Source organism: Vibrio artabrorum (assembly GCF_024347295.1).
In the GTDB taxonomy this organism is placed as follows: Bacteria; Pseudomonadota; Gammaproteobacteria; order Enterobacterales; family Vibrionaceae; genus Vibrio; species Vibrio artabrorum.
Genome location: NZ_AP025458.1, coordinates 1,572,724 through 1,594,298, shown reverse-complemented (window position 1 = coordinate 1,594,298; position 21,575 = coordinate 1,572,724). Strand labels below are relative to the sequence as shown.

Annotated in this window: 14 protein-coding genes and 2 pseudogenes; 10 read left to right on the top strand and 6 right to left on the bottom strand. The window is 41.4% G+C overall.

The window, feature by feature from the left end; genetic code table 11:
* The first annotated feature begins 1 nt into the window (after window position 1).
* From OCU36_RS07150 to OCU36_RS07105, 10 genes and pseudogenes are all read left to right on the top strand, one after another.
* Window positions 2-904 (top strand): hypothetical protein, encoded by a 903-nt coding sequence (locus OCU36_RS07150; RefSeq protein WP_048611334.1) that lies wholly within the window; start codon window positions 2-4, stop codon window positions 902-904.
* A gap of 369 nt (window positions 905-1,273) precedes the next feature.
* Window positions 1,274-2,797, top strand: coding sequence for an AAA family ATPase (locus OCU36_RS07145; RefSeq protein WP_210447804.1), 1,524 nt, complete (start codon window positions 1,274-1,276; stop codon window positions 2,795-2,797).
* Window positions 2,798-3,023: 226 nt separating this feature from the next.
* On the top strand, window positions 3,024-4,337 hold the full coding sequence (locus OCU36_RS07140) for a VWA domain-containing protein (protein ID WP_261837380.1): 1,314 nt from the start codon (window positions 3,024-3,026) through the stop codon (window positions 4,335-4,337).
* Window positions 4,338-4,355: 18 nt separating this feature from the next.
* On the top strand, window positions 4,356-4,889 hold the full coding sequence (locus OCU36_RS07135; RefSeq protein ID WP_261837379.1) for a HEPN domain-containing protein: 534 nt from the start codon (window positions 4,356-4,358) through the stop codon (window positions 4,887-4,889).
* 506 nt (window positions 4,890-5,395) lie between these two features.
* Window positions 5,396-7,126 carry a DEAD/DEAH box helicase gene (locus tag OCU36_RS07130; RefSeq protein WP_261837378.1) on the top strand — a complete coding sequence of 577 codons (1,731 nt, stop codon included), beginning with the start codon at window positions 5,396-5,398 and terminating at the stop codon, window positions 7,124-7,126.
* A complete protein-coding gene (locus tag OCU36_RS07125) occupies window positions 7,126-9,114 on the top strand; it encodes a UvrD-helicase domain-containing protein (protein WP_261837377.1) in 1,989 nt (662 codons plus the stop codon). The genes OCU36_RS07130 and OCU36_RS07125 overlap by 1 nt, the downstream gene beginning before the upstream one ends.
* 124 nt (window positions 9,115-9,238) lie before the next feature.
* A pseudogene (locus OCU36_RS07120) lies at window positions 9,239-9,421 on the top strand (type I restriction-modification system subunit M N-terminal domain-containing protein); the annotation flags it as partial.
* Between the two features lie 5 nt (window positions 9,422-9,426).
* A pseudogene (locus OCU36_RS07115) lies at window positions 9,427-9,579 on the top strand (type I restriction enzyme endonuclease domain-containing protein); the annotation flags it as partial.
* A 152-nt stretch (window positions 9,580-9,731) separates the two neighbouring features.
* Entirely contained in the window at window positions 9,732-11,909 is a 2,178-nt protein-coding gene (locus OCU36_RS07110) for an McrB family protein (protein ID WP_261837375.1), read from the top strand.
* Window positions 11,909-13,213 carry an McrC family protein gene (locus OCU36_RS07105; RefSeq protein WP_261837374.1) on the top strand — a complete coding sequence of 435 codons (1,305 nt, stop codon included), beginning with the start codon at window positions 11,909-11,911 and terminating at the stop codon, window positions 13,211-13,213. Before OCU36_RS07110 ends, OCU36_RS07105 begins: the two co-directional genes overlap by 1 nt.
* Before the next feature lie 97 nt (window positions 13,214-13,310).
* Here the strand turns inward: OCU36_RS07105 and OCU36_RS07100 are convergent, their stop codons facing one another.
* The 6 genes from OCU36_RS07100 to OCU36_RS07075 all read right to left on the bottom strand — a co-directional run bounded on the left by OCU36_RS07100 (window position 13,311) and on the right by OCU36_RS07075 (window position 21,573).
* A complete protein-coding gene (locus OCU36_RS07100; protein ID WP_261837373.1) occupies window positions 13,311-14,306 on the bottom strand; it encodes a D-cysteine desulfhydrase family protein in 996 nt (331 codons plus the stop codon).
* A gap of 87 nt (window positions 14,307-14,393) precedes the next feature.
* Window positions 14,394-17,609 (bottom strand): S41 family peptidase, encoded by a 3,216-nt coding sequence (locus OCU36_RS07095; RefSeq protein ID WP_261837372.1) that lies wholly within the window; start codon window positions 17,607-17,609, stop codon window positions 14,394-14,396.
* Between the two features lie 629 nt (window positions 17,610-18,238).
* Entirely contained in the window at window positions 18,239-19,498 is a 1,260-nt protein-coding gene (gene efeB, locus OCU36_RS07090) for an iron uptake transporter deferrochelatase/peroxidase subunit (protein WP_261837371.1), read from the bottom strand.
* Entirely contained in the window at window positions 19,495-20,406 is a 912-nt protein-coding gene (locus OCU36_RS07085; RefSeq protein WP_261837370.1) for an EfeM/EfeO family lipoprotein, read from the bottom strand. The genes efeB and OCU36_RS07085 overlap by 4 nt, the downstream gene beginning before the upstream one ends.
* Entirely contained in the window at window positions 20,390-21,232 is an 843-nt protein-coding gene (locus OCU36_RS07080; protein ID WP_261837369.1) for an FTR1 family iron permease, read from the bottom strand. Before OCU36_RS07080 ends, OCU36_RS07085 begins: the two co-directional genes overlap by 17 nt.
* A gap of 2 nt (window positions 21,233-21,234) precedes the next feature.
* On the bottom strand, window positions 21,235-21,573 hold the full coding sequence (locus OCU36_RS07075) for a cupredoxin domain-containing protein (protein ID WP_261837368.1): 339 nt from the start codon (window positions 21,571-21,573) through the stop codon (window positions 21,235-21,237).
* Between the last annotated feature and the right edge of the window lie 2 nt (window positions 21,574-21,575).

Here is a 21,575-nt window from a genome sequence, read left to right as displayed (position 1 = left end):
AATGATCCGAGAATATGCCGTTGACCCTGATGCGTACACTAGAAACTTAGATGCTTTACAGCGTTTCTTTACAGACTTTAGAGCAGAAAAAGGACGAGTTGTTACCGCAATCCCAAATTTGCCGCGTAATTGGGTAAGGGCGCAACAAGATAGTATTAGAGCTATGCAGTTACCTCCAGTACAACGTAGAAAGTGTTTTGACAAAGTTTCTGAATTGGCAAGTAGCTCGTTAATGCCTGGTATACAAATACCAGCAAACCTAAATTTATGGATAGAACAGGCAAGACATGTCAAGGGGGAGTTGGGTACAGAGGCTATCATTACATGCAATGCCGACGAACCAAACGGTGAATTTAATTACGCTGAGTTGATGTTTAACGAGCCGCAAAATTGGAATATTGACCAAACCATTAGCGTACCAAGAAATGCACAATCGCTAGCAGACGCAATTTCAGTGTCGCTTTCATTGGCTGAAGTCGCTATGTTTATCGACCCATATTTTCATCCCTCAGATGATAGATACAGGCTACCCTTTATTGAGTTTGTTAACCGCCTTTCTGCGGGCCGCCGGCCATGTCGAAGAGCGTTGGTGTATACAGCAATCCATGAAGGAAAAACGAGATCTGATTTGCAAAGAGGCTTAACTGAACATGTGCAACCTCTATTGCCTGCTGGGTTTGAAGTGGAGCTGTCTCTATGGCCGCCGAATCTAATGCATGACCGATTTGTGTTAACTAAACAAGCGGGGTATTCGTTTGGGCATGGTTTGGATGAAGCAACTTATCAAGGGGCCATTGATGTCAATGTTAATAGGGTGGCAGAAACGGCCCGCCAGTCTGAGTATCGAAAGTTTTCAAATACAGCCGTGCGTCAAGGTGACCCAATAATTGTAGTTGGCTCATAGCTCACTAGTAGATTAACTCCTCAGCCGTTAGGTACTTGTACCTGGCGGTTTTTTTTATACCCAAAACAAATCAATGATTAGGTAATTATTTTTACGAATTATAAATTTATTTACTACAAAGATTTGTGATTTTCCACTTAGATTCAATGAAATCATAGTGTTAGCGTTGGCATGTTTGTTGATGCCATTATAGTTGTACGTCATTGAAGGCGGGAGCGAGAAAAGAACAATAACAACTCAATGCTTTACTCGTCGGGTACACAGAAATGCTCGTTAAGAACGCGCATAAGAAGAACTACGAATGTGATTTCCTGAATGAGAAATTATGCGTTTCTCTTGGCATGAAAACTAAATAAGAAGGAGTCAGTTATGACAACGTTGGTAAGTGCAGTTAATCCAAATAGAAAAGAAAAAATACAAACACTAATGGCTCAAATGAATAGCGGTTTATTAGAAAGAGAGCATCAAGTAAAGCTCATGATGCTTGCTGCTTTGTCAGGGGAGCATGTATTGTTGATAGGGCCTCCCGGTACAGCAAAGAGTGAATTAGCGAAACGCCTGAAGAGTGCGTTTGTTGAAGCCAATTACTTCGAGCGTCTAGTGACACGTTTTTCTGTACCTGAAGAGTTATTTGGCCCTCTTTCGATTAAATCGTTAGAAGAAGACCGATACAACAGGTTAACTAGTGGATATTTACCAGAAGCATCCGTTGCGTTTATTGATGAAATATTCAAAGCCAATAGTGCGATATTAAATAGTCTTTTGACGTTGCTGAATGAACGCCAGTTCGACAATGGAAATCGAAGAGTTGATGTTCCCTTAGTATCTGTGGTTGCAGCGAGTAATGAACTACCTGATGGTCAGGAACTAAGTGCACTGTACGATAGATTTATTCTGCGCTCTTACGTGTCACCTGTGTCTAATGATTCATTTGACAAACTATTGTGCGGTGCATTAGTGGGTTTTGATCCAGAGCTCAATATCCGTTTGAAAATAGAAGATTTAAATGAGGTACAGCATCTCGCCGAGAAAGTAGTTATAACTCCCGCGACATTAGAAGCTTGCAAAGAGTTTCGACATTACTTAACCGCACAAGAGATTTACGTATCTGATCGTCGTTGGCGTAAATTGGTGAAGTTGATGAAAGTATCAGCTTTAACCTCCGGTTATAACGAAACGAGTATCTACGACGCGTGGATTCTTCCTCATTGCTTATGGGAACAACCTGAACAGTTTGAAGGTCTTCAGGACCTTTATAAGCGCTTGGTGACAGTTGATGGAAAAGAACCGCCTTCACGACTAATAAAAGTGATAAAGGCTTGGGAAGGTAAGCTTAAAGAAGATCAAAAAACGCATAAACAAGATGCGAAAGGTCGCCCCTTATACCTCGACAGAGATGGAGAAGAAACAACGAAAGAGGTGAGTAAATACCATAAAAAAGATTATCGCGGTAAGTTACTTTATACAGATCGTTACGGAGATGAGACAACAGAACAAAATCGACATTTCTCTGGCTCACAGAAGAATGAGCCAATCATGGAGGCGGTCAAAAATACTTCAATACCCCTGAATAGCTCTTTTTCCAAAGCTCATATTGAAGGGCGAGTTAGAGAAATCCAAAGTCTAAGAAGTAGTGTAGAATCCAATTACAATCATGTGAACAAAGAGCTATCAGAAGTCTCTGGCTACTTTGATAAACACCTCTGGCTAGAAAAAAGCTTATTGTCTGAAGTTACCAATGCTCTTCAAGCGTCTATAAAAGAGGGTGATAAATTACTTAAAAGGGTTGCTTCGTTGGAATCAGATTTTAAAAACCTTCCTCTAGAAGAATCCCCAACTTTAATTCTAGATCCAAGTAATAGTGACGTAATCGAAGGAGAATTGTGTGATTAGCGAGTCATATCAGGTTCAATCTCCGTTATTCAACTTGGATAGTCAATTTACATGCCTCGATAACGTGCCGGAGAAGTTTCTTCCCGCTGTAATTACAAGTACTAATGGTGAATTAGTAGAACGGTGCGAGTCCCTAGTTAATTCCAGAAATGAACTTCTTGTGGGGGGGAGTCCGACTAGTTTAAATCCCTTAGCCCCTCAGTCACTGACAGATGCAATCAGTAAAGTGATAGAAGAAACTGGATTAAGTCGATACTGTGCAAAGAATGAAGAGGTCACGGATGCGCTGCTTTCTGACATTCTAACTACGATAGATAAGCTTCAATCTAAAGCATCGCCGTTAGTTACTGGTCTGATTAAGCAGTTGGAAGAAGAAGCTTTAAATCAAATCAAGCAAGCTTTAGAGAAGAAAAAGAACAAGCGCAAGCAAGCTAAACCTCTTTCTCTAACCAACGCACAGCGAGCAAGAATTGCCGCAACTGCTTCAGAAGAAACCTGGCAGCAGTTGCTATCTAGTGAGGAAGGTATCGGGATCTTGCCTGATGTATGGCAAGAAAGACTGGCGGTATGGTCTGAGCTAGAAGAAGTATTTACGGAGCTAGGTTTAATTACAGGGTTAGGTTTTGACTTATCAAAAGGCGTTTTCCAAAGCCATGGTTGGCTCGATATTGTTCGGTTGAACAAGCTTGTAAAAAAACTTCCCAAGTTGCAAAGCTTGATTCGAGACTTAGGGCGTGATGAGCAAGCAGATGGCTCAGTTCTTGAAGAAATAGTGATCAAAATGAGTGTTGCTACTAGACATGAGAAGCATGTAGTAACACCTCTCGTCCCTATGGAAACTAAAGGCATTACTCGATCAGATTCGATCTCTAGAATGTTGCCCCAAGAAGCTTCACTGTTAACTAATCCTATACTCAAAAAACTCTGGCATGCCAAGCGCGCTGAGCATGCTTTACTTTCTTACTCAGTGGAAGGGACTGAGAACCTGGAAACAGAAGAGTTAATAGAGCAAGAGAGTATAAGTGAAAAGCAGGGCAATAAAAGTAATAAGAACCGAGGTCCGATGGTGATCTGCTTGGATACATCGGGCTCTATGGCTGGGTTGCCAGAAAATATTGCCAAAGCCAGTGTTTTGGAATGTCTAAAGGTCGCATATAAGGAAAAGCGTCGCTGCTACGTTTATTTGTTTGGTAGCAAGGGAGAAGTCAGTGAGCTTGACCTAACATTGGATGCTTCAGGCTTTAATGACTTACTTAACTTTTTAACCATGTCCTTTAGTGGTGGCACTGATGTCGACGAGCCTCTTAATAAAGCTCTGCAAAAATGTGATTCGGAAGAGTGGTATAAAGCCGATATCTTGCTAGTGAGTGATGGCGAATTTCCAGTGTCTCCGGGATTAAGTAGAAAAATTAGCAACCGAAGGAAAAATCATGGGTTACAGGTTCACGGTATTCAAATAGGTAACTCTCACTACGCATCAATGAACAAAATTTGTGAACCCATTCATTACTTTTCAGAGTGGACTGACTTAAGACGTTAGTAAAAATTAAGGATTGTTATGTACCAAGCAAGAAATATCTTCGATGTGTCTATTCAAGACGCTGAAAGGATTTTAGAAGCATATGAACACATGAAGAGTATTCCAGATTTGGGACGTGACCCTGAAGAATTAAAGCGTGCTGCGCTGATAATGTCTTTAACCGCATGGGAAACTTATGTGGAAGACAAGGTTAGTGAGGAAGTTGCATTGCAGACAAAGGTACTTCAAGGCTCTCAGATAGGTCACTTCATCAGTAATTCATTGGAAAAAGAACTAAAGTTCTTTCATACGCCGAATAGCAAAAAAACAAAAGATATTTTTGAACGTTTTCTTGGTATTGATGTGACCGGTTCTTGGTCGTGGCCTGGTTATGAAGATCAAGAGCGAACCAGAGCTAAGTTGAACGAATGGATTAAAAAACGTGGAGACGCTGTTCATCGTTCTGTTACGGATAAGCAAAGCTCTCATTTAATCAGCAAACCTGAAGCGGATAAATGCATTAAGTTCTTTAAAAGCTTAGTGGAAGCGACAGATAAGGCGATAAGCGACTAACTGAATTCAGTAATTGCGTATATGGTGGATATTTAACGAATATACTTTGTGAGAAGATATTTTATGGTCGTCTCGTGGTAATATATTGGTTAAAGCGAACTCTTAATGTCAGTTTCCTCTTAAGTAACACCGGAAGTAACATCTTAAAACTCTATTTTTATAATGTTTAATTCAATCAATTAGATAGGGTGGATAGTAGAGTCCAGTAGCGACCACATTATACGAAAGAGCCCACCTAGTGTGGGCTTTTTTGTGCCTGTAATTCCTTGCTTTATCAGGCTCTTAGACTTTTCCTTGTTCCAAGCAATCCCATCGCATGTTGTAAAACGACCATGATCCGGTTAAATGCAGTCAACCTAAGCGGTGATCTATGTCAAATGATCGATGTAATTAACAGTTTAGCGAATGTGTAGTTGACGTGATAACCGTTCAAAAAATAAGGTTGGGTTATTCGTATTGATGAGTATGCTCATTTTTGAGTACAAATTCACGTTGGTAAGCCAGTTATGGAACTCACACCAGTATTAAAAGAACTGCAAGCTTTTGTGTATGCAGAGCATGAAGCTAACATGGAAAAACTTCTAGAAACTTGGAAGAAGCCTTTAAAAGAAAAATTATTAAAAGGCGAAACTCAACAAATAGAGTCAGTAAGATGTTCCGGTTCTAATCATCTGGAAGTCGTACTAGGTGGTAACGAATCACGCTTTAGAGAAGGCGACATGATTTGTTTGCACCTTGGTGAACCAAGTAACTATAAAGTATTTGACCAAGTAGCTATTGAAGCTGAAAACGATGGAGAGTGGCTGCTCAAACTCAAAGTAGATCAAAGCTTACTTCCACAACTAAGTGAAGGCTGTTATGCCGACCCCTCAGGCATGGACTTAAAATCGTTTTATGATAAAGCTTTGGCTGATGTAGCAATATCGAAAGTCGGTAGAGACGTTTTGCTGCCTATGCTTTCCGGACATTTGAATACGGAAACGATTTATGACGAAGACTTTGATGACGCTGCGGATTATGCCGAATCTCGAGGGTTAAATGAAAAACAGAGTGAAGCGGTTGGGATTGGTGTCGCATCTAAATACTTAGCGTGTATTCAAGGTCCTCCCGGAACCGGTAAAACAAAAGTTATTAGTATTATCGCCAAGCTTCTTGTAGAGGCAGGGCAGAGAGTTTTCATGACTTCTCATACCCACATGGCGATCAATAATGCACTCAACAAAATTGTAGAGGAAGGGGTTCCTGTTGCAAAAATTTGTTCGAGTGGAGGTAAGAAATCACTGAGTGATAAGGTTCAGCATTTTGAATACGCGTCAAAATGGCAAGATATACCGGATTCTGGGTATGTGATTGGTGCAACACCATTTGCTACCTGTAGTGAGCGGCTTGAAAGCTTTACATTTGACACCATCATTTTTGACGAAGCTAGCCAAATTACCGTTCCATTAGCGTTAATGGCAATGAGAAAAGGGTGTCGATTTGTATTCGTTGGGGATCATAAGCAGCTTCCTCCTGTGATACTTTCTCAATCCGTTCTTGAGGACAGTTCGGCTTTCTCTAAGATGATTCTTGGCAATGAAAAGGTTTCGGTATTGTTAAGCCAAACTTATCGCATGTCTCCAGCCCTAACTGAATGGCCTAGTAACTGTTATTACGGGGGCGAATTGGAATCGAAAAGACTACCATCGCTGTCACTATTTTCTCTACCTAAAAAACCTCACAAGTATTCCGATATCCTTTCTCACGATCGACCATCTGTATTTGTTAAAACTCCAGGGGTCAATGCCCGAAGCGTAAATAGAAAAGAAGCCGCGTTAGTGGCCGATGTGATAACCGCTGCTGTTGAAGCGGGTTTATCTGCTGAAGAGATAGGTGTTGTTACACCGTTCCGGAGTCATGCTAAAGCTTTAAAGTCTTGCCTTCAGGATAAGTTAGGGATATTTGGCTCAAAATTAGTGGTAACGGATACCGTGGAAAGGATGCAAGGCCAAGAGCGGGAAATGATTATAGTTTCATTTTGCTCATCAGATCCGCAATATATTAGCGCTATCGCTGAATTCTTTTTCCAAGCGGAACGTCTCAATGTCGCGATTACTAGACCTCAGACTAAGTTGGTTATTGTCGGCCCCGAAATTCCAGAAGACATGCTGCAACAGGTGGATGATCTTAAGGTGCGGAAAAACATTGAAGATTATAAATCTCTGGTTCGTCACTGTTATAAAGTGGAAGTAGATTAATGGCACATATAGATACAATTACAGGCTTAGACCGCAAGCATCGACGTCATTTCAAAAAAGTATTCAATAAACTCAATGATGAATTTTTTATTCGTGAATCATTGTTAGATGCTTTACAAGTCGCTCCTTGTATTATTGAGGGGCCTTGCAATAGTTGGGTTTTTGTTGGGGTTCATTCAGAGATACCAGATAGTATGAGCCTTTTTAAATTGATGAAGTTTAATGACTCGATGTTGAAGTTAGGTTTAAAACCTATCCAATATCTGGCAGTCGTTGATAATATGACTTTCGCAGAAGAAAGTACTTTCCAAGTTGACGGTTCTCTCCAAGTTATTAGTTCGCTCTCTGATTATGTACAAATAATTGAGAACAAAACGTTTATCGAGCGTGGTGAACAGCTAATCCATGCAGCATTAACCGAGTTTACTATCGACTCGCATTCACGAATCAAACGAACGTTTTTTCCAGAGTCGGTTATTCCTGCACAGTGTAGTACTCGTCGAGGCAAAGCCTCCGTTGACAATACCGCCAAGCTGCTCCCATTTTTTTTAGATTACGATCAAGAATTGGCGACAAGGCTAGACATGGTTGAGTCTGTCGATTCTGAAGAAGAAGCTCAAGAAGACATTTCTGTAAGGTTGATAAATGGGGTGGCGGGCAGTGGAAAAACTCTGATTTTGATTAATCGTGCCGCTCTATATTGCAAGAAATACCCTGAAAAAAAGGTGCTTCTTGCGATACACAATAAACCAGTGACAGAAGATATTAAATACAGATTCGAAACCTGGCTTAAAGGTATACCTGATAACCTTGAAATTGCCACCTTTCACTCGTTTGCATTAAAACAGTACAGCAAAAGCTATCAACGTGTTACGCCAGTATTTGGCGATGTGCACATGAAAGAAGAAAAGAAGACCGTTTTAAGTGATAAAAATGAAGCTTACACGCAACTATCGTTAACCGATGAGCAGATTTGGTCTGAGCTAGAGTACATCAATGACTATTTAATTAAAGACAAAGAAGAGTACTTGGAATTCGATCGACAAGGTCGTGGGTTTGCACTACAAAAAAGCCAGCGAGAACATATTTGGCAGTTGTATATCGATTTTTCTGCTCAGTTGTCGTCAGTTAAGAAATACCTACCGAGTCTATATATCAAGGAAGTGGCGTTATCAGACAAACCACTTGAACAGTTTGATCACATACTGCTAGATGAGGCTCAATTTTTCGCGCCATCTTGGTTACAGTTAATTAAACGTTCATTGACACCGGGTGGACAATTATTTATTTGTGCTGACCCTAACCAAGGTTTCTTAAAAAGCCGTTTAAGTTGGAAGAGTGTAGGTTTGAATGTTCGAGGGCGCACTAAGCGTCTGAATCATTCTTACAGAACGACTTATGAAATAATGGTCGCTGCGAACGCTCTACTCGATGATCTCGAAGGAAGCCCTGAAGATTACGTGAAGCCTGACTATGAAAAAATGTCCAGAGGACTCAAACCTCAAATCCTATATTCCCGAAACGTTCAAGATGAGAAAAAAAGATTCCTGAACGAACTCGCAGTACTGGTTCAGTCGGGAACCGTCGCTCTTCATCAGATCATGGTTTTATGCAGCTCAGAGTATAATCAATGGACACTAAAGCAAGATATTGAAAAACGTATTGGTTCAAACAAGGTCATTAACTACAACAACTCCAAAGAGTTAGCGGATAACGTAGGAAGCAAAATTAGACTACTTAATATCAATAGTTGTACGGGTATGGAATCTGGTACGGTATTTGTTCTTGGCTGTGGTCAAATAATTAACCAGCCTAAGAATCTAGAGTTGAGTGATTCGGAAAGAGAAGAAGTATTGCAAGAATCAATGCGTAAACTTTATGTAGCAATGACGAGAGCTGGACAAAAGTTAGTCGTTTTCAGTACTGAAGAGTTTCCAGTGAGCGTTGAAAAACATATTGAAATCACGGGAGAAGTTACCCAAGTTTAGTTGCTATTTATTATAAGTAACTCTTAATCAATGTAAAAAGTCGCATTTACGTTACAATACCACGCAAAAAATTTTGGCTCTGCTGTTCAGAGCCAAGTCCCACATTATTCGAGTAAGTAACAACATGGCAAAAGGACCCGCTAACAAGAAACCCGCCTCAAAAGCTAAACCCGCTTCAAAAGCTAAGAAAGTGACCAAAGGCTTTGAAGAGATCCTTTGGGATACCGCTAATCAGCTGCGTGACAGTGTTGAGTCATCTGAATACAAACACGTGGTATTAAGCCTTGTGTTCTTAAAGTTCATCAGCGTCTCGACTGCGCAGGGCGCGATGATATCAAAGCCAAATTGAAAGTGGATTTAATCTTACTGCTACACAAATACGGCTTCCCACCCGTCGCTGCCAACGATGATGTTTACAAAGGCGTGCTAGAGCAGGCTGAGAATTATAAGAAAGGTACACGTTAATGAGCATTGATAGTTCGCGACTGAACGGCGGATTAATTGCAGTGGTATAGTGAGAGTTATTATCTATATCGCTGATTTAATAAGAATTAATGTTACTATTTTTATGCTTAGGGCATAATGCTTAGTCGGAATTTAAGGGGTGGGAACGGACAATGGCTAGATACTGTGGTGATAGAGACTCTTCTATTTTAATTTCAAATGTATCTGATTTTAAAGAAACGTGCCTGATTCAAGGTCGATCACTGTTTACTGAGAACAACGTTTGGAATTTACAAACGTGTAGTGAGCTCATGGAGTATTTTGTTGAAAATTTAGATGAGGGAGAAGGCGATTTCTTCCAAAAGCTAGAAACTCAGTTAGCAGGCTCCTCGGCAGAAGCAAAAATCCTTGCAGCAGAGATGTTGTGGTTGATGTTCCTATGTCCAAGCAATATAGGTCCCGCTTCTAAAAAAGCCAGTATCGAGCGAGTATTCGCTTGGAGTGGTCTTGAGTTTGATCCTACCGCTAAAGATAAGTACCTTTCAGATATTGCATTAACTGGCGTTGGTAGTGCGGGTACGGCATATAACACAGGGCGCTGGCGTGAGCTTGTTTATGTTATTCGCTTGGTTGAGTCACTATTAACCGTTCCCGAATCTGACAGAAAGGCGCTGTTAAGTGATTCGACTCAGCTTCCGCAATGGTTAGAAGCCATTCCTGAAAATGGGTCGAGGCAGTTTCGGCACATGTTTCTGTATTTATTGTTTCCAGATACTCAAGAGCGAATATTTGGTAACACCGATAGAAAAACGATTCTTACGACCTTAACTGACATGACAAGTGCTCAATATAATCGAACCGATACAAAAGATATTGATTCGAGTTTGTTTGAATTACGTCGATCATTTGAAGATGAATTTGGGACTAAAGCGCTTGACTATTACGTTGAGCCATTACGTTCAAAATGGAAACACCCTAAGCCATCGTCCATCAACGAGATCAACGATACAGCGCAGGAGTATGACGTGAAGAGTAATGATAAACCTCAACCACTTAATACGATCCTTTATGGCCCCCCTGGTACAGGCAAAACCTATAACACGATTAATAAAGCTTTAGAGATCATTGACCCTGATTTTTACAACTTACACAGCGATGATCGAGTCGCCATTAAGACGCGATTTGATGAACTTGTAAACAGTAACCGAATTGGTTTTGTTACTTTCCATCAGAGTTTCAGCTATGAAGATTTTGTAGAGGGGCTGAAAGCGACGACTGAAAATAATCAAGTTAATTATGAAATTGAAGACGGTATCTTCAAGAGTATCTGTAAAAAAGCCCATAAATCGAACTACAGTGACTTTATTGTTCGTCGGGAGAGTTTCGCAAGTTTCGATGTTGAAGGTATCACTGATGAATTGATCATTTTCCGTAAGAAAAATGGCAATCGGTTACCAATAGCCAGAGAGGTTATTGATGAATTTTGTACGGCATTCGCCTGTGGCAAGTTTGAGTTGAATTCGGAACAAAAATATTGGTTAAAAGGCTTTGAAAATAGATTAGAGCCGTACTTAATCACGGGGTTTGATTCGTTGTATCGAGACATGCTTCCAAAGCTTGTCGAGAGAAGCGCGAAGTCATCAGAACGCTCATTGAACGTGGTTGAAGAAGGTTGTTCTGACCGGTCAGTTCTTATCATCGATGAAATCAACCGCGGCAACATTTCTAATATATTCGGTGAGTTAATCACTTTGATTGAGCCAAGCAAGCGGGCGGGTGGTAAAGAGGCGCTGTCGGTGAAGCTTCCATATTCAAAAAAGGCTTTTTCGGTTCCAGATAACTTACACATCATTGGCACGATGAACACGGCTGATAAGTCATTAGCTCAGCTCGATATTGCATTGCGTCGCCGTTTTCAGTTTGTAGAAATGATGACGAACTATGATCTGCTTGCAACCATCCCACCCATTGATGGTATCGATATTGAACAGATGGTTAGAGGCATTAACAAGCGAATAGAGCTGCTCTACGACCGCGAACATACGATAGGACACAGCTTCTTTTTATCATTAAAAGATACTCCGTCGATCGAGCATCTGGCTGAAATTTTTGAATTGCAGATCCTTCCATTGTTGGAAGAGTATTTCTTTGAAGATTGGCAACGAGTGGCCATGGTTCTGGGTGACCACCTTAAAGCAGATGAGAGCTTGCGCTTTGTCATTAATCAATTTGACGCGAACGAGGTTGCTCAGTTAATGGGAAATGACTGGGACCAAATGGGCGTTCAGCCTTATGTCAGAAACCTCCAAGCTTTTGGCATTGCCGCAGCGTATATCGGCATCTATTGTTAATGTTTAGTCGAAACCATGACTCTGTGATTACTGTTCGAGAATTTGGCTTATTAGTCAATGGCGGCGAACTGTCGAGTATTGATTGCCACTCATTACCGAGTAAAGCGTTTGAGTGGTTACTGGTTAATGGACAGAGTCACAATCAAGAGTCTGTCGATCTTATCAAGGTAAAAAAGCATGGTCGCTCGATTGCATTGCAAGTTATTAATTATATAGGGGTATTGGAAACCCCTTGCGGAACTCGGATTGAAATTCTACCTAAAATAGTGGACAAGGAAGAGAGGGAAACCGCAACGCAAGTGCTTCTCAAGATGCTTTCCACGGTTCATAAACTTAGCATGCATAGCTTTGAAAACTCTTCCTTACAAACGTTAAACCAACCGTTATTTGAAATATTAATGGGTTATTTTTTGACTGAAGTTTCTGGTGTCATTAAGAAAGGGATTCGAAGTCACTACACAAAAGTTCAGGCTCGTAGAGCGTACTTAAAAGGCCAGCTACAGACATCAAAGCAAATCAATCAAAGACCGGGCTGCTTAAACCGTTTTCACATTGCTTACGATGAGTTTTCACCAGATAGAGCAGAAAATAGACTAATACGCTCAGCATTGGCGCAGGTGATGAAGTGGTCAAAGAATAGTGACAACTTACGTTTAGGAAGCGAGTTGCAGTTTGCGCTTGATGCTATCCCTTGTTCAGGAAACCACGCATTAGATTTTCGTCAATGGTCCAATGAACGATCTTTAATTCATTATCGTGCGGTGAAGTCTTGGTGCGAGCTGATTTTAAGTACCCAATCACCAGTGTCCTTTTCTGGGCAACATCATGGTATTTCGATGCTTTTCCCAATGGAGAGTCTCTTTGAGCGTTATGTTGCCATTCAACTAGGGAAGTCACTGCCTCATACTCTTCAATTGAAAACTCAAGCCAACACTCACTCGCTAGTCACTCACACACCACTTAGCGGAAACCCTCAAGAATGGTTCAAACTCAAGCCTGATCTTGTTGTAAGCGATGCAAACTCACATGAGCCGTTCTACGTAGCTGATACTAAGTGGAAGCGAATCAACGAGAAGCTGGGTACGGCTAAACAGAAGTATGGTATTAGCCAGTCTGATATGTATCAGATGTTGGCTTATGGTCAAAATTATTTAGCTGGTTCAGGCGTGGTCTATCTTATCTATCCAGCATACGAGCACTTTAATGAACCTTTACCTGAATTTCGATTTAATGAGACCCTGTCAGTAAGAGTTATTCCTTATGATCTCATTAATGATGATTGCGAGCTGTTGAGTCGCCAATAAAGTTTCAGTGCGAAGCGTTTCCAGAAAGGCACAAGTTAATGAGCAGATTAACTTGTGCCGTCCTAAATAGGGGGGGGGGACTGATTTCAGCGTCTATTTAATCGAAAGCTTCTCTATAACCAAATAGCCCTTGATTACCTCCGGTATGCAAAAACAGTGGATGACTGCCGGCTTTTATTTCCCCTTTTTCTACTAAATTAATTAACCCTGCCATCGCTTTGCCAGTGTAGACTGGGTCGAGTAATATCCCTTCTAGGTGGGCGCAAAGATTAACGGCTTCGACCATCGCAGGAGTGACCACCCCATAGCTCAAACCGTAATATTGACTATTTGTGCTCACTCGTCCGTTGGCTAGGTCCGTATCTAATTCAAGATAAGCTAACGTCTCTCTGAGTAATCGGTCGACTAGGGCGTTCTGCTCTTCTTGTGCACGGCTTACAGTGATCCCTAACACAGGAATATCTGAGCCGGAAGCTATCAACCCTGCGAGTAGACCGGCTTGGGTTCCGGCGCTCCCCGTCGCCAAAATTATTTGGTCGATGTGTAATTCTTGCTGGTTAATTTGTGCCAATATTTCCTGAGCACAGCGAACATAACCCAAGCTGCCAATGACGTTAGATCCCCCAAGAGGCACAAAATAGGGTTTGCGGCCTTGTGTTTTTAACTCTTCCATCAAATGCAAGGCAAACGCATTAGCATCACCGCCTTCAGGTACTGAATGGATATTTGCCCCAAGGATTCTGTCTAAGAGCATATTTCCGTTGTTGTAATAATCTGCTTTTGGTGTGCCATTAACATCTTCCAATACCAACTCACAGCCAAAGCCAAATTTTGCAGCACAAGCCGCTGTTTGCCGAGCGTGGTTTGACTGAAAACCGCCTACGGTGACCAAAGTATCGGCGCCATTTTTCTGTGCATCAGCGATAAGGTACTCTAGCTTACGGGCTTTATTCCCTCCGCCCGCAAGCCCTGTGCAATCATCGCGCTTTATGTGTAGCTGGCACCCGAGTTTTTCAGATATACGTGGTAAAAACTCTAAGGGAGTTGGGCTATGGCTTATTTTTACTCGTGGAGTTGAGGATAGTTTGTTCATTCTTCACCTTTGGTGTATTCAAATTCGATATAAATAGATTGAAAAGTAAATAAGGCTCCTAAAAGAGCCTTAGATAAGAGCTTTATATCATTTCAGACTAGCCAACAGCGCCTTAATAGCGACACTTAATTGGTGATCTCGGTTAGAAGCGACATCGTCAGGTGAGTTATAGACCAAAATATCGGGATTGACTTCATTGTTCTCAAACCACTTACCTTGATCGGTTTTAAAACCGAGTTGTGGCACACCGAAATTTAACAATGGTTCTTGCTGAGTTTCTCTGAGCACGTAAGTACCCGTTCCCGGCACACGTTCCCCGACCAATTTTCCGATCCCTTCTTTCTGATAAAAGTAGGGCACAATTGAACCATCAGAGTAACTTGATGCATTTGCTAACATAATACTCGGTTTTGCCCAACGACGAAGTGGGAAAGCGCCGACTGAATAGCCATCTCTCGATACCGTTGAACTGTGTCTTACACCCGATAATACATCCATCACTTGATCGTGTAAGTCTCCTCCGATGTTGTATCTGACGTCGATCACGACGGCTTCTTTATCTCGGTATTGACCAAACAACTTGTTGACAAGGTGACGGTATGAGTTGTTACCCATTTCGCTGATATGAATATAACCTAGACGCCCATTAGACAACTTATCGGTCAGTTGTTCACGCTCCTTCACCCAACGTTTATACGAAAGCGCTGCACTGTCAGACAACGAGATCGGCTTAACGACGACTGATTTCGTTTTTTTATTCCCGGGCGTAAGAACGGACAGTCGAGTTACCTTACCTTCTCGGTTATTAAGCAATGGATAGATATCGTGTCCGGGTAGAATATCTACACCGTCAACCGAGTAAATAATGCTGCCCGCTTTAATCGTATGATTGGGTAAATCTGCAGGGCCTCCAAGTAACACGCTGCGAACTCTTACACCTTTCCCTTGATATTTGTCATCGTAAATAATGCCAAGTGACGCTGGCGATTCCCAGTTCCTTGGATGGCCCTTATACATAGAACCAGTATGGGATGCATGTAGCTCCCCAGCCAACTCACTTAACAATTGAGCAAAATCGGGATAATTATGTATGCTTTGTAAGTGTTTTGCATAAGCGTCTCTGTACCAATTCCAATCCACACCATGCAAGTTCTTGTCGTAGAATTTAGTCTTGGCAAGACGCCAGACATGGTCAAAGATGTATTGTGTTTCTTTTACAAAGTCATATTCGGCATCCAACCTAAAATGAATGACATCACTGTTACCATTAGCCAGATTGATTTTCTCGAGCTGTCCATGACCAGCAAGCATTAAGGATGAACTGTCAGGTGTTACAATCATTGTTTGGATGTCATTCGCAGAGCGTGTGAACATCACTTTGTGCTCACCTGTGATAAGGTTTATATGCACAAATTCGATAGTATTATCTCGTTGATTAGCAACGACCATTTTAGTGTTATCTGAAGAGAGGTAGCTCGCGATGATCGTCATGGAATAAGGCGTCAAACGGTGGATTCTGTCTTGAAGATCATTGATATCGACCGTAGTTGTCTCTTCTTTTTTAGATCCCTTTTCGTCATGTTTCAATAACCAAGCTTGATCTTGTGACAATCCCAGGTTCACTTCCGTTTGTTTATTCAGAGTAACGGCATATACATCACGATTAACCGTATTTCCGTCTAACTCTGTCAAACTTTCTTTGTCTGAACTCCAGTAAACAATTTTCCCATCATTGGAGAACTTCGGCCAGAACTGCTTAAAGCCGCTATAGCTCAAAGTAATGGGTTTGTCCTCACCTGTGCTATCAAGTAGGACAATATTAGTGGCACTTAAGAGACTACCATCACGAGAGACGATATATTGGTCGTCTGGAGACCACTGATAACTCCAATCGTCATCGTCATAGGAGTACATAGAGTGGCTGTTAAGAAGCGTCGTTGTGGCGCCGCCTTCTATCGTCATCACTTTTAAGGTATTTCTCGATTCTCTGTATGCAATACGTTTGTCGTCGTGCGACAGCATAGGTTGGGTCTCATCAACCGGCGTGTCCGTAAGTTGTTGTTCTGTTATCTGACTGGCGGTGAGAAAGCTCTTATCGTGGTCGCTTATATGACTTGAAAATAAATCCCAATTCCCTTTTCGCTCAGAGCCATAAAGTAGTGTCGTCCCATCACTAGAAAACGAAATGTTTCTTTCTGCTTGAGGTGTATTCGTCAATCGACGTGAGTCACCGGTCAATGTCGATACAACAAAGATCTCTCCTCGTGCCACAATCGCGACTTCCGGAGCCGTTGGTGATACTGCTAGTTCAGTAATTTCATTGGCCAAGTTCACGTTTCTCGTACTGCTGTCGCTTCGTGCTTTACGGATCTTGATGTTCACTTCATGCGCGGCTTTATCGCCTTTGTTCTTTAGCCAAATGGCGCCGTCAAAACCGTAAGCGATATCGCCTTGGTTACTGATCGATAAAAACCTGACGGGTAACTTTTGGTGATGAGTTAGAGCCACCGGCTTACTTTCAAGTTCTGTCAGAGATTGCTTCCAGACGTTAAAACTACCCGAACGTTCAGATAAGAAATACATTGATTGGCCATCCTCAGACCAAACTGCGTCTCGGTCTTCACCTCTAAATGTCGTCAGTTGTGTGTGTTTGTGAGTTTTGGCGTCATACTTCCAGATATTTCTTGCGGCATCGGATTGAGACCCTTTGCGCCATGGTTGCTCAGTATAAGAGGGCAAATCTGTATACAAAGCCTGACTACCATCATGAGAAACTGAATAACTGCTCACTGAGTTTTCTAGCAAGATCTGTTCTCTGCCGCCCTTAGCCGGAACCGTGTAGAGTCGATATGAACGACCAAAAAAGCCGTTATTTAACTCGCTCTCGCCATTACCGATTCGACGAGACCGGAACAGGACATGGCTCCCATCGGCGCTAAAGGCATAGGGGATATCTTTGCGACCATGGAACGTTATGCGTTGAGAGTTATGAGTGTTCATATTCAAAACAAACACATCACCTGGACCGTACTGATTAGATTCGTATGCTAAGGACTGCCCATCAGGAGACCACACAGGATTAGAACTATAAACAGTCTCACTGGTCAGCGGAATCGCGTCACCACCTTTTGCGTTAGCGACCCAGACTTGACCGCTGTAAGTAAATGCAATTTGGTTGCCGCTAGGAGAAATTGCGATATCTCGATACCACGATGAACCGTCAGAGGTTTGTGCTAGCAGCAAAGAAGCGTGACTAGCAGACAGAAGGACAAAGCCCATTCGGGCTAAATGTAAAAATTTCATGGATTCACTTTAGTTGTAGGGTTTTTTGTTATCTTGACACAGTTTTCGTGGCGGGAGTATTTGATCACTTTTCACATGAAAACTTCAAAGGGAGTTTATTCTGATTATGCTAATAAATGTAAAACAAAATAGTGCAATATGAAGGTGTTGTTATTTTTATCACTAATGAAAACTAAGTTTGTTGTAATCATAAGTCAGAATAATAGCTTGGTCTGGTTGTTTTCTAATCCGTACGGCTGTATTTGCTTCACGTTGGTGGTTATCTTACCCATGGGGTAGGGGGGGCGAATGCGCAAACGTTTCAACGATGGATCATTTGATATGGTGCTCTCGATGATGTTTACAAAGGTGTGCTAAAGCAGGCCGAGAATGATAACAACAATCGGTGACTCGATGTCGAAATCATGGTTGGTTTTAGGTGCGAAATGTTGTCAATGTGATCGGCTCCCGTTAGGGGAGAACCGATCACTCAACGGTATTTTTCTCTCAAGGTGAATTGGGCATAAACACTCAAGCGAACGGTACCGGCTCGTACCAGTAGAACGGGCGTATTTAAAACGCCTTTAAGCTCTTCCCCATTTTTTACTAGAAGCCGTTGCATTGAAACCTTGAGCGAGCAATTGCGTTTTTTACGATTTTTTAGCTAACGCTATTAAATGGCTCGCTAAATAGGCTTGAGTCGCTTTGATACCCGGTAAAACAAAATAGTATCCCCCGCCAAACGGTTTAATGTATCGCTCTAATGGTTCACCATTGAGTCTTTTTTGAGTATCAATAAAGCCGGTTTTAAGGTTTTTTTGGAAAGAAACAAAGATTAACCCCATATCCAGCGCCCCTGTTTCCGTCAATCCCAATGAGTAGCTATAGCTTCGTCTACGGAGTTTGGCTGTATGACGTTCAGGGTTTCTAGGCTCAGCACGACGCATGTGTGAATTAAATAAAACACGATCTCCATGAGGGTCTTTTGTCAATTCCGGTGAGTCATGCTCATTCTTCATACCGATCGGGGCACCGCTCACTTTGTGTCGACCAAAATCGTTTTCTTGATCTTCTAATGGCGTTCTGTCCCAAAATTCAAGATTAAAGCGGATTAAACGTATAGCTTGATAGGTGCCTCCCGTACACCATGATGGCTCGGAATCTTTGTTTGTGATCCACACTAAATCATCCATTTGCTTTTTATCATCAGCGGGGGCATTACCTGTGCCATCTTTAAAGCCGAATAAATTGATCGCTGTCGATTTGTTGTCTAAATCTCGATACGGTAAAAAGCCATCCATTTTCCAACGTGGAGAAAGGTATTTATTGGTATGTTGAATGATATCTCTGACGGCATAAATAACACTTTCTGGACTATCAGCACAGATTTGGAGTGTGATATCGCCACCACACCATGCTGGTTCAAGCCGGTCATTCGGAAAGCTGGTCATCGCTTGTAAGTGCTTTGGCTTAAAAGGGCCAAGTCCAAAGCGTTCGTTGAACAAGGTATTACCGAGCGCGACGGTAATGGTCAGTGAATCAGGTTTTAGTGATTGTCCTAAGATCCCTGATTCATGAGGAGGAAGTTTGTCATTTAGGGTGGCTGACAACTCATGATCTTGGGTTAAGTACGCAATGCGATCCGTTAATATCTTTAAAACTTGTTCAAGTTCGGCGAGTGTATCTGCCGTTACATCAAAGGCAATAAATGACGCATTTTTCTGTTCCTTGGTAATAATACCAGTTTGATGATCCCCTCTATAATCAATGGTTTTACTATAATCATGAGATGAATTGGATGTTTTTGCGGCCAAGGTGGGAAGTGAAAAGACCGCGCCGCCAACCGCAAGTGTTTTTAATACATGACGGCGAGAAAGTTGATATTTTGATTGTGTTTTTTTATCGTTCATAGTGCTTCCGCCTCATATTTATAGTAAACATCGAGGTTTAAGTTGGATCTTAACGTTGCCAGTAAATAAGCTTGATTTGATAATAATGAATAGAGCTTTTTCTTATCATAGCTCGCCAGTTTTTCATAGGATCTAAAATGGCCTTGCTCTGTTGCGTATTGATTTAATATTTGATTGATTTTCTGGTAATTTTTAACAATAGGCTTCAATGTTTGTGGTGAAATAAATGGTTCAATTTCGTCAATAATGGTTTGTGAACCCAGTATATTTGCTGCCATGTCAGAGAGGTCTGAGTGGCTGTATATACTCTCTTGACCGTTAAGTTTTACCTCAAGGATCATCTCGAGGTAATCGGCCGATGATTGGACCAATTTCGGGATCTCAATGTGCTCTTTCTCAACTCGTTGTTTGAGATCGGTGATAAGCATAAGTAATTCATCAATCGCATCTAATGCGGCTGGTGTATCTTTCGTTTTAAAAAGCAAATATTCAATGAGATGAAAGCCTTTAAAGCGGTAATCACGTTCTCCTTTTAAAAAATAGTCAGCACGTGCGTTGATAACACGATCTGTATGGCCAAATAAGCCAACAATAGGACGAATCATTTCATAATGTTGATGGGCCTTTACATAGTCATTTTGCGCATCGATTAAATTATTGTTGTTAATCGAGACTCTTACTTTTTTTAAAAGAGAAATGATCGCATCAATATTATTCACGGTATAAGTCATGAATGCATGTGTTGCAGGTTTATATCTATCAGGCGTTGGAATATCACCTTTAGCAACGATCACGTCGCTACCTGTTTGTATCGGTGCTCGGAGTGCTTTAGCTTGGATGCAATAGCTTGAGGTCAAAAAGAGGGCGATACAACTGAGTTTAATGAGGGTTTTAGCTCTGTTGTTCATTTCTACCTCCACGTAAAAATAGCCATGCCATCGTTAACCAAAAAACAATAAATGTGATAACACTTAGCCAAATTGGCTGAGAACGGTAGCCAAAGAACGAGAACAGTAAATTACCGAATAAATTGGAGTCATCAATGATCCCTGATGTATCCCATGCGGTGAAATATAGAAACTCAGGTATTGAATAGTCATTTTCGAGTAATAGGTTAATGCTCTCTTCCATACCTTTGAGTAGTAATGAAACCGCTAGGAATAATAATATTACGCCGGTAACGTTGAAAAAAATGCGCCATGGAATGAAGCGATTACATAGTGAGAACAAATAAATAGTCAATACAGCTATGGAAATACCACTGAATACCGACATGAAAAATTCGGCGGCATTATTCTTATTTAATGCCATGATGAAGCTGGATAAGAAAACTACGATTTCACTGCCTTCTCGTGTAATTGCAATCGCAATGATGAAGGTCACACCCCACCAGCTTTGCTTTTCGATTTGTGCTGTTAAACCTGACTCTATGTTAGATTTTATTGATTGACTGTGTCCATTCATCCAATAAACCATTTGAACGATTAATAGGCAGGCTGCTATCTCCATTCCGATCATGAATATAGATTGCTCAGTATCGTTAAGAACATTAAACACACCGTAAATGAGTAATGCGAGCATCACGGATGTTGCACACCCAATAACAACACCAAACCATAAATATTTTAATCCATGGTGGGTGTCTGTGCCTTGTTTGAGCCAAGCGTAAATAATACTGATAAGAAGTAGCGCTTCGATACTCTCGCGCCAAATAACAAAGGTCACTTGCCCCATGGCTATTCATGCTCCCTTGCTATGATTTTTCCTTTCGGCAGGTCGAGATGAAAGTCATCAAAAAACACATACGATCCTTCCCTTAATGGAGCAATAACCACAACAGATTTTGCGCCGGGCGCTAAGACTTTTTCTTTACGTAACTGAGTGCTTTCAAATTCAGCCGGTTGATCGCCAATGTTGGACACTTTAATACGGATAATTTTTTTTGTTGGTACGTTCAGCACTTGAGGCGTAAATACACCATTGTTTATTGCAAGATCGATGGTGAACTTTTCTGCTGATGTCGCGTAAAAAGAGAAAAACAAAAGCAAAAGTAGATATGGAGAGTTTATTTTCATAT

Coding starts and splice junctions, on each gene's coding strand:
- OCU36_RS07150 (WP_048611334.1), top strand. CDS start 2: ATGATCCGAGAATATGCCGTTGACCCTGATGCGTACACTAGAAACTTA.
- OCU36_RS07080 (WP_261837369.1), bottom strand. CDS start 21,232: ATGGGGCAAGTGACCTTTGTTATTTGGCGCGAGAGTATCGAAGCGCTA.
- OCU36_RS07110 (WP_261837375.1), top strand. CDS start 9,732: ATGGCTAGATACTGTGGTGATAGAGACTCTTCTATTTTAATTTCAAAT.
- OCU36_RS07135 (WP_261837379.1), top strand. CDS start 4,356: ATGTACCAAGCAAGAAATATCTTCGATGTGTCTATTCAAGACGCTGAA.
- OCU36_RS07085 (WP_261837370.1), bottom strand. CDS start 20,406: ATGAACAACAGAGCTAAAACCCTCATTAAACTCAGTTGTATCGCCCTC.
- OCU36_RS07105 (WP_261837374.1), top strand. CDS start 11,909: ATGTTTAGTCGAAACCATGACTCTGTGATTACTGTTCGAGAATTTGGC.
- OCU36_RS07130 (WP_261837378.1), top strand. CDS start 5,396: ATGGAACTCACACCAGTATTAAAAGAACTGCAAGCTTTTGTGTATGCA.
- OCU36_RS07100 (WP_261837373.1), bottom strand. CDS start 14,306: ATGAACAAACTATCCTCAACTCCACGAGTAAAAATAAGCCATAGCCCA.
- OCU36_RS07145 (WP_210447804.1), top strand. CDS start 1,274: ATGACAACGTTGGTAAGTGCAGTTAATCCAAATAGAAAAGAAAAAATA.
- OCU36_RS07075 (WP_261837368.1), bottom strand. CDS start 21,573: ATGAAAATAAACTCTCCATATCTACTTTTGCTTTTGTTTTTCTCTTTT.
- efeB (WP_261837371.1), bottom strand. CDS start 19,498: ATGAACGATAAAAAAACACAATCAAAATATCAACTTTCTCGCCGTCAT.
- OCU36_RS07095 (WP_261837372.1), bottom strand. CDS start 17,609: ATGAAATTTTTACATTTAGCCCGAATGGGCTTTGTCCTTCTGTCTGCT.
- OCU36_RS07125 (WP_261837377.1), top strand. CDS start 7,126: ATGGCACATATAGATACAATTACAGGCTTAGACCGCAAGCATCGACGT.